7 protein-coding genes are annotated in these 9,733 nt (G+C 40.2%); 6 read left to right on the forward strand and 1 reads right to left on the reverse strand.

Annotated elements, in window-relative coordinates; genetic code table 11:
* Positions 1 to 25: 25 nt before the first annotated feature.
* Positions 26 to 1,948: a propionyl-CoA synthetase gene (locus CQA40_RS06770; protein WP_115520142.1), complete on the reverse strand. Its 1,923-nt coding sequence runs from the start codon at positions 1,946 to 1,948 to the stop codon at positions 26 to 28.
* 385 nt (positions 1,949 to 2,333) lie between these two features.
* Between CQA40_RS06770 and CQA40_RS06775 the strand changes: the two genes are divergently transcribed.
* The 6 genes from CQA40_RS06775 (at position 2,334) to CQA40_RS06800 (ending at position 9,186) form a co-directional block, all read left to right on the forward strand.
* On the forward strand, positions 2,334 to 3,254 hold the full coding sequence (locus CQA40_RS06775) for a hypothetical protein (RefSeq protein WP_115520143.1): 921 nt from the start codon (positions 2,334 to 2,336) through the stop codon (positions 3,252 to 3,254).
* 281 nt (positions 3,255 to 3,535) lie between these two features.
* Positions 3,536 to 5,074, forward strand: a complete 1,539-nt coding sequence (locus CQA40_RS06780) for a flagellin A (protein WP_115520144.1) — start codon at positions 3,536 to 3,538, stop codon at positions 5,072 to 5,074.
* A 334-nt stretch (positions 5,075 to 5,408) separates the two neighbouring features.
* Entirely contained in the window at positions 5,409 to 6,698 is a 1,290-nt protein-coding gene (locus CQA40_RS06785; RefSeq protein WP_115520145.1) for an argininosuccinate synthase, read from the forward strand.
* A gap of 204 nt (positions 6,699 to 6,902) precedes the next feature.
* Complete coding sequence (locus CQA40_RS11865; protein WP_408941416.1) at positions 6,903 to 7,013, forward strand: TRL domain-containing protein; 111 nt, start codon at positions 6,903 to 6,905, stop codon at positions 7,011 to 7,013.
* A gap of 313 nt (positions 7,014 to 7,326) precedes the next feature.
* The gene (locus tag CQA40_RS06795) at positions 7,327 to 8,535 is read left to right on the forward strand and encodes a transcriptional regulator (RefSeq protein WP_181882869.1); all 1,209 of its coding nucleotides are present in this window, start codon (positions 7,327 to 7,329) and stop codon (positions 8,533 to 8,535) included.
* A gap of 252 nt (positions 8,536 to 8,787) precedes the next feature.
* Complete coding sequence (locus CQA40_RS06800) at positions 8,788 to 9,186, forward strand: hypothetical protein (RefSeq protein WP_115520146.1); 399 nt, start codon at positions 8,788 to 8,790, stop codon at positions 9,184 to 9,186.
* Positions 9,187 to 9,733: the final 547 nt, after the last annotated feature.

Here is a 9,733-nt window from a genome sequence, read left to right on the forward strand (position 1 = left end):
AAAATCCGCAAAATCTAACTAAAACCTACTTCGTGCTTGGCTCTTCTTTTTTAGCTTCTTTTGGGTAGCCAAGTTTTGCGATTGCCTCCTTGCAGCTATCAAGCACACTCACATCTTCGATAGTCGCAGGGATAGCGTATTCTACGCCATCAGCGATTTCTCGCAAAGTCTTGCGCAAGATTTTGCCACTTCGCGTTTTTGGCAGTGCTTCTACTACCGCTGCGGTTTTAAATGACGCTACCGCACCGATTTGGTGGCGCACAAGCGAAACCACGCCATCTACGATTCCTTTGTGGTCGCGCTCGATTCCTTGCTTTAGCACGATAAAGCCAAATGGAATCTCGCCCTTTAGCTCATCATTTACGCCGATTACTGCGCATTCTGCGACATCGGGGTGTTTGGAGATGACTTCCTCCATTTCGCCTGTGGATAGCCTGTGCCCAGCGACATTGATTATGCCGTCCATTCGCCCTAGCACATAGACATAGCCGTCTTTGTCGATATAGCCCGTATCACCCGTGAGGTAGTAGCCTTTGAAATGCTCCAAATAGCCCTTGCGATACCGCTCCTCGTTTTCCCAGATTCCCATTAAGCACGCAGGTGGAAGCGGTAGTTTAATGCAGAGCGCACCTTTTTTGCCCGCTTTTAGCTCTTTACCATCTTCGCCTAGCACTTTTAGATTAAATCCGGGTGTGGGCTTGGTAGGGCTCCCCGGTTTGACAGGCATAGGGTCTAGCCCCATAGGATTTGCCGCTATCGCCCAGCCTGTCTCTGTTTGCCACCAATTATCAATAACAGGCTTGCCCGTAACCTTTGCAATCCACTTTAGTGTATCGCTATCGCACCGCTCGCCCGCGACAAAAATACTTCGCAAACTATCAAGGTTGTATTTTTTGGCTAGCTCGCCTTTAGAATCTTCTCGCTTAATCGCGCGAAATGCCGTAGGCGCGGAAAACAAAATATTGACTTTGTATTCATCAATGATTCTCCAAAAGCTCGCAGGATTTGGCGTGCGCACGGGCTTGCCCTCATAGACAATCGTGGTGCAGCCATTCATAAGTGGCGCATACACGATATATGAGTGCCCAACCACCCAGCCTACATCAGAAGCGGTGAAAAACACATCGCCCTCTTTGGCGTTATAAATATTATCCATACTCCACTTCATCGCCACAGAATGCCCACCATTTGAGCGGATAACGCCCTTTGGCGTGCCAGTCGTGCCCGAAGTATAGAGGATATAAAGCGGGTCGGTGGCGAGCACAGGCACAGGCTCTACGGGGTGGGTTTTTTCCTCCTCCACTTCCCAATCGACATCTCTCCAAGGAAGCATACTTGCCTTATACTGCGGTCGTTGCCACACGATACAAGTGGTTGGCTTGTGTTGGGATTTTTTGATTGCTTCATCTAAGATAGGCTTATACTCGATGATATTGCTTACTTCGATTCCACAGCTTGCTGTCATTATCACGCGGGGCTTTGCGTCCTCTATCCTCATCGCTAGCTCGTGGGAAGCAAAACCCCCAAACACCACGCTATGAATCGCCCCAAGCCTAGCACACGCAAGCATAGCAATCACCGCCTCTGGAATCATCGGCATATAGATGATGACTCTATCGCCTTTGACTACGCCTTTGTTTGCCAAAATCCCCGCTGTCTTTGCCACTCTATCGCGCAACTGCTTGTAGGTGTATTTTTTCTTTGTGTCCGTTACGGGGGAGTCATAGATGAGGGCTAGCTGGTCGCCTCTGCCGTGATGAATATGCAAGTCAAGCGCGTTGTAGCAGGTATTCATACAGCCTCCTACAAACCACCTATAATGCTCGCCACTATCATCAAGCACATTGTCCCATTCATTATACCAATGCACTTTTTGCGCAGCCTCTGCCCAAAAAGCCTCTGGATTTTCTATTGACCGTTTGTATGTTTCATCATAAATTATTCCCATATTTTTACCTCCTAAAAGTTGTTGTTAGGGAAATTCCATTATAAACGATTTCATACACAATCTAGGCACAATCCACGCAAAAAGAGAATCAAATTTTTGGGACAATACGCACAAAAGATTTGGAAAAAACTTCAAAAAACGACTACTTTTTACAAAAATGCGCAAAAATTGTGCAATAATCTTGTATAGTTTCATAAAAATTTTTAACCTAAAAGCCAAAATCTAACCCAAAAAACACCCAAAAAAGTGTTACAAAAAGTAAAAAGCCTAAAATTTTTTGCAAAATCTATGAAAAATCGATAGACAACAGCAAAAAAAGTAACAAAAACGCTTCACAAAAATCATTTGCAAGATTTATAAAATGTTGCAAGAAAAAGGAAAGGTAATGCTAGATTTTACACAACGATTACAAAAAATGTTTGCCCGCTCTGGTTTGAGCGTGAGTAAGTTTGCCACTATGGTGCAAAAAGATAGGCGCACTGTGGCTAGCTGGATAGAGGGGAATGCCAAAAAAGAGCTAAACATACATATTAGAAATGCTATCTCAAAAGCGTTGCGCTACCCAAAAAAAATATGGGAATGCGATGAAAAAGAGTTTTATGAGTTGTTAGATTCTGCAAGTGTGAGTGAAATAAGTATCATTGATGAGAGCTATTGTGCTGGGGTAAAATATATCTATGAAAACGAAAATGAGGGCTCGCTAATCATTCACCCATCGTTCCCAAATCCTGCGTATAGGGATTTCATAGTCCCCCTTGTGTATAAAAAAAGCAATGATGAGCTAACAGAATCCTACCGCAGAAGACGCGGGGAAAAAATGCGAGATTATTCATTTAACGCTAGTGAGTGGTATTCGATAAAATCCTTGCTAGAGTTTTGCTTCTCGCCTATTGGCAATTTTTACACAAAAGACCAAAAAATACAGATTTTATCCCTTATGATAGATATTTTTCGTGATAATCTAAACAAATCACTATATTTCTTTGACTCATATAGCCAAAAAATCTATGGGCTTGATATTTTCTACACCTCCATAAACACCAAAACTCAAACAATGTTTTTTAAAGCCCCTATGGAATCAATGATAGTAGAAGTGCGCAACTCTGAGCTTATCAAAAAACTCCACCGACACTACACAAATGCCAAAGAATGCCCCCCACATATCGCACCACGAGATGCAGTAATGGTGCTAGAAATGCTACTAGAATGCCTAGAAAATGATTTATCTTTGCAAGAGACTTGCTCTTATGTGGATAGAAATAGCAAGTATGGAGAGCTATTTTTCCGCACGATAAATGTGGATTAGTCAAATTATCGCACTACATTATCACCGCTTAAATACAAAATCACAAACGCAAAAATCGTTTTAAGACAACTCTATTTTTTGACTTTTTGGCATTTTTGCGAGATTCCACTAAAACCACATAAAAGATATATAAATTCAAATACTTTGTCAAATATTTGCGTATTTTTGGGGGTTTTTGCCAAAAATCCCTTAAATTCTATTAAAAAGAGTTTTTTTATGTCGATTCTAGCCTAGTCAAAGGCAAGGATGCCTTTAGACTAATCCCAAAAAGGAGTTTCACAATGGCTTTTCAAATCAACACGAATGTCATGGCACTAAATGCCCATGTGCAAGGTGTAGGAACACAATGGAATCTCAAGAACTCTCTTGAGAAACTAAGCTCAGGTCTTCGTATCAATAAGGCAGCTGATGATGCTTCTGGTATGATTATCGCAGACTCTTTGCGCACTCAAGCTAGCGCACTAGGACAAGCTATCCAAAACACAAACGAGGGTATGGGTATTATCCAAATCGCTGATAAAGCGATGGACGAAATGCTTAAAATCCTTGACACTGTGAAAACCAAAGCTATCCAAGCAGCACAAGATGGACAAACTTCCGTTTCTCGTAAGGCAATCCAAAACGACATTATCCGCTTGGTGCAAGGTCTAGATATGGTGGGTAACACTACCGCTTACAATGGACAAGCTCTTTTGTCTGGTCAATGGACTAACAAAGAATTCCAAGTAGGTGCGTATTCTAACCAATCTATCAAAGCCTCTATCGGTGCGACTACTTCTGACAAAATCGGGCAAGTTCGCCTTGAGACAGGTGCGATGATTACCGCTTCTGGTGAAGTGGCTATCAAATTCCGCCAAGTCGATGGTGTCAATGATGTCCAGCTAGAATCTGTCAAAATCTCTCACACTGCTGGCACAGGGCTAGGAAACCTAGCAGAAGTCATCAACAAAACTGCTGACAAAACAGGTATCCGTGCTAATGCTGTCGTGCTTTCTACCTCCGACCAAGAAATCCAAGCAGGTGAAATGCTAGGCGTTGTCATCAATGGATTTTCACTAGGAGACATCAAAGGTATCAAGCAAGCTGATAGCGATGGAAGACTAGTCCAAGCGTTTAACGCTGCAACTGCTGAAACAGGTGTAGAAGCATTTGCTGACAATGAAGGACGACTAAACTTGCGCTCTATTGATGGACGCGGTATCGTGCTTCAAGCTGGCACTCCTGTGGGTGGTGGTAAGCAAACAAATGGTCCAAAAGCTATCGAAAAGATGAACGGGCAAGTCCTAACAGGACCGGGCTCTGTGAATTATGGTAGATTGGCACTTGTGCGACAAGACTCTCGCGATATCCTTGTATCTGGGACAGGTAACCTTGCTTCCACAGGATATGCAGCTGGACAAGCCGTAGCTGAAACAGTTGTAAACCTACGCGATGTGCTAGGGCTATTTAAAGAAGACGCTCGCTCTGCTGCTGGTGCAAACGAAAACAACGCAGCTGTGGCAAGAAATCAAGTGCTAGGTGCTGGTGTAACAACCCTAAGAGGTGCTATGGTGGTTATCGACATAGCAGACTCTGCGACAAAGACACTTGACAAAATCCGCGCTGATTTGGGTTCTGTGCAAGGGCAAATGATTGCAACTGTGAATAACATCTCCACTACACAAGTGAATGTAAAAGCAGCTGAAAGTGGAATCCGCGAAGTGGATTTCGCTAGAGAATCAACAGAGTTCAACAAATGGACGATTCTCGCGCAATCTGGTAGCTACGCGCTAAGCCAAGCAAACGCAGCACAACAAAATCTACTAAGACTTCTCTCTTAAATAGATTTTGGGGCTAAGATTTATCCTTTGGAAAAATCTTAGCTTTTTAGCTAGCCTTGTGCTTGTCTTTAGATTTTTTGGCAGATTTTCTAGGGATAAGGCTTAAGGGCTAGCTTTTTTATTGCCCAAATCCGCCACGATTTTAAAAACTTAAAAACACAAAATCCCACCCTAAAATATTTTTACAAAAACTCAAAAAGCTTCTTAAATAAAAACCCCACAAAAAAAAATCTCGCAAAAAAATATACAAGCAAACTTCTTGCAAAACTTTCCCAAACATATTCCAAAATCTATTATAATTGTGCCACTTCACTACTTCATAAGGAGCGACCAGATGGCAAAATCTGCTAAAACCACCACAAAAAGCACCAAAAAATCCATAAAAAAAGTAGTCCTTGCTTATTCGGGCGGACTTGACACAAGCGTGATACTCAAATGGCTAGGCGATGAGTATGGCTGCGAAGTCATCACTTTCACTGCAGATATAGGGCAAGGCGAAGAAGTATCCCCCGCTAGAGCAAAAGCCCTAAAGCTAGGAATCAAGCCAAAAAATATCTTTATTGAGGATTTGCGCGAAGAGTTTATCGCTGATTTTGTGTTTCCTATGTTTCGCGCAAATGCGATATATGAGGGCGAATATCTGCTAGGCACGAGTATTGCTCGCCCTCTTATAGCCAAGCGACTTGTAGAAATCGCTCGCAAAGTTGGTGCAGACGCCATAGCACACGGCGCGACAGGCAAAGGCAACGACCAAGTGCGCTTCGAGCTGGGGGCTTACGCGCTAAACCCAGATATAAAAGTCATAGCCCCGTGGCGTGAGTGGAATCTAAACAGCCGAGAAAAACTCCTAGCCTACGCAGCCAAGCACCAAATCCCTATCGAAAAAAAGAAAAATGCCTCGCCCTACTCAATGGATGCAAATCTATTGCACATAAGCTATGAGGGGCAAAATCTAGAAAACCCAAGCCAAGCACCAAAAGATGATATGTGGCGGTGGAGTGTCAGTCCCAAAAACGCCCCAGACAAATCCCAAATCATCACTATTGATTTTGTAAATGGCGATGGCGTGGCAATCGATGGCAAAAAGCTAAGCCCTGCAAAATTTTGGAGCAAGCTAAATGAGCTAGGTAGCAAACACGGAATCGGGCGACTTGACTTGGTAGAAAATCGATTTGTGGGTATGAAATCGCGCGGTTGCTATGAAACCCCCGCAGGCACAATCTACCTAAAAGCCCACCGCGCAATAGAATCTCTAACACTAGATAGAGAAGTCGCCCACCTAAAAGATGAGATAATGCCACGATATGCAAGCCTTATTTATAATGGATTTTGGTTTAGCGATGAGAGACGCGCACTCCAAGCCCTAATCGACTACACCCAAAAGCGTGTAAGCGGACGCGTGCGCGTAGAGCTATACAAAGGCAATGTAATCATTCTAGGCAGAGAGTCAAATAACTCCCTATTTAACGCCGCGTATAGCACATTTGAAGAAGACAGCGTCTATGACCAAAAGGACGCCGCAGGATTTATCAAGCTAAATGCACTGCGCTTCATCATCGCAGGAAAAGCGGATAAATCAAACACAAACAAAGCAAAATCTAGCAAGACACGCAAAAAGTCTTAAGCCACCACAAAGGCTAAATTAGCAAAGCTAGGCAGAAAATCATCTTTGCCAAGCCTTTTTGCACCTTTTATACTGCTTGCGTTATTTACGCTTAGTGCCTGTGCGACAAACTATATCCCTTAGCAAGCCACAGGCATAAGCCCACCCGCATAAAGTCAGCAAAGCAAGTCGCATAAATGCGCTGTATTTCTTGGCTACACGATTATCAAAGCAACCAAAAATGGTGGGATAGAGGACATTAGCACGGTGGATTTTGTCTCAAGTGAAATCAAACATATCTACACCAAGCGCACTACGATAGTCTCGGGGGAATAGTTGGTAGTCGTTTTAGGAAACCCACTAGACAAATGTCTTTTATCATTGCTAAGCACACTTGGCTAAGCACATTGCAATACTTTTGCTACTCCAAACTAGCTTCTTAAATCATTTGCAAAATCTATACACGCACTTTATCACGCTTCATCGCACTTCATCATAAAAGGCATAAATGATTTTATAGCATTGTCAAAATTTTTAGGGGTAAGCAAAGTTTTGCAAGCAGTTTTGGCATTTATGCTAGCCAAAAAGATTTGTGCTATAATCCAAAACCTTGCAACCCAAAATCCGCAAACACCTAAAAAGGATAAATATGAAATATCTGCTAAAAAACAAAGATAGCGTTGTTTTGGAATTTGAAGTAAGTATAAAAGAATCTTTTATACAAACATTGCAAGAAAAAAGCTATACAAATGAAATTAGCGATATAAAAATCATAGATAAAAAATTATTGCCCAAAAGTATAGACATACAAGACTTGGCAAATTCTCTCACACAATGGATAAATGGGCGCAAAGCACCCAAAAATAGGGAATTTATAGATGAGATTGTAGCAACATATAGCCACACAAATAAACAAGAGGGACTAATGGATTATATTGACATATCATTAGGGCTATCACTTAATGATTCTTATTGGATAATCCCAGCAAATCAAAACTATGAATGGCAAAAATACAATCTCTACACAAATGATTTTGACAAAGCACTTGAATTAGTTGCTTTTAGTGGAAATTCACACAAAGCAAACAAAATCACTAGCTCTCCTGAATACACAACAAATGGAATGCTAAAAAAATGCTGGCATAGAGAAAATGGGCAAATTTATTTATATAAAGGTTGTGTAAGCGCAAATTACAAACAATCAAATGTAGGCAAAGAAGCATATAGCGAATACTATATGGCACAAATCGCAAAAGTTTTAGGATTTGAGCATATTTCTTATGATTTGAGAGAATTTCACGGACAGCTTGTAAGCACTTGCCCTATCTTTACTAATGAAAATGAGGGATATATAGCTATTTATTATTTGCTAGATAAGCAATCTTTACAAAAAAGAGGTTTAGAAACTATTGACCCACTATCAAATATATATGGAAAAGAGTCTTTACAAAATCTAATGTTTTTTGATAGTGTTATTTGCAATAAAGATAGACATTTAGGTAATTTTGGAATGATAATTGACAACAACACAAATGAACTTCTACGCCCTGCGCCGATATTTGATAATGGATTTTCTATGATAAATTTTTTAAAAGAAAATGAACTAAACAATATTGCAGAATCTATCAAAAAATATCAATCAAAACTTGATAAAAGTTTTGATGAGCAAATGAGGCTTTTTGTCCAGCCGCGCCATATCCCAAACCTAGAAAAACTACAAACCTTTGAATTTAAAAAACATAAAGAGTTTAATCTCCCTGATGAATGGCTAGAATCTATCCAAAAAGCTATCCAAGATAGAGCCAAACTAGCAATAGAACTATGTCATAAAAAACCAACAATCCCCACAAACCAATAAAACAAACCAGCACTCAAACTACAAAGATTCTCATTCCCCGCCCCTCCTAAATGACAAAAAACAATAGCGCAAAAACTATGTCTTATATTTCTTAAAATACATTTTCAAACACATACATTCTAAGAAGTTGATTAAATTTGCCAAAGACTTTGCAAACAAATTAGAGATAAAGGCTATATCAAGCAATTTGAATGGCACAGCCCTCAAAAATGATACAATACCGCCCCAGAAATGCGATAAGGATACAATCAAATGAAAATCAAGCAAAACACAAATGGCGATTATCTACTAAAAGATAGCGAGGGCAAAAGCCACATTGTGTGCAAAGATTTAGCTCAACAATGGCTAGATACTTTTGGGCTAAAAAGTCTTAGTCAAAGCTATAAACCCAACCTAAAAGATGATATAAAAAATGCTATATGCAAAGGCATAGAAATAAACACAAAAGATTTGCTAAAACTTATAAACAAAGGCAGATACAAATACATAAAAAACATAAAATCAACTTTTGAAAATCCACAAATTGTTTTTATAGATGAAAAAGATGATTTGATTTTTGCAAAAAAGCTAAACGATAGATTGTTTTTTGTCAGTGTAAGCAGAGATTATGGAGAAAATTATCTAAACATAACGCTAAGTCCAAAAAAGTAAACAATACTAAAAAATAAAGTAAGCAAAGCAAAAAGAGTGATTTATAAGAGTTTGTAAAAGAAAGTTTTGTAGTTGCAGGTTAGCTTCCGAGCTTCGAGATTCCTCAGCACATAAAGCTTCTACAGGCTTCCTATCTTCCACCAGCAAAGCTAACTCAAGGCGATTATACTTAAAAAATTTTTTAAAGTCAAATTAAATTCCCCCTATACACCCCCTCACACATTCACTAGCTCTAGTGTGAGGTTGTTTATGTGGATTGTTTGTGTGTGGTTGTGTGTGGGTTGTTTGTGAATTTAGTTGGAGTTTGTTTGGCAGTGGTTGCTTGTGTAAGTTTGTTTAGCAAGGATTGTTTGTAGAAATTCGTTTAGTGTAAGTTTATTTGGTGGAAGTTTATTTAGTAGAAACTTATTTGCAAAAGTTTATTTTTTGGGCTTTGTAAGTTTAGTAGGTTTATTTCTTAGGTTTAGTTTGTTTAGTTGGCTTAGCTGAAGTGCTTGGCTTTGTAGTGGTTGGTTTGGTAGATTTGGCATTAGTAGGTTTTGTGGGT

Source organism: Helicobacter sp. MIT 01-3238 (genome assembly GCF_003364135.1).
Lineage (GTDB): Bacteria > Campylobacterota > Campylobacteria > Campylobacterales > Helicobacteraceae > Helicobacter_B.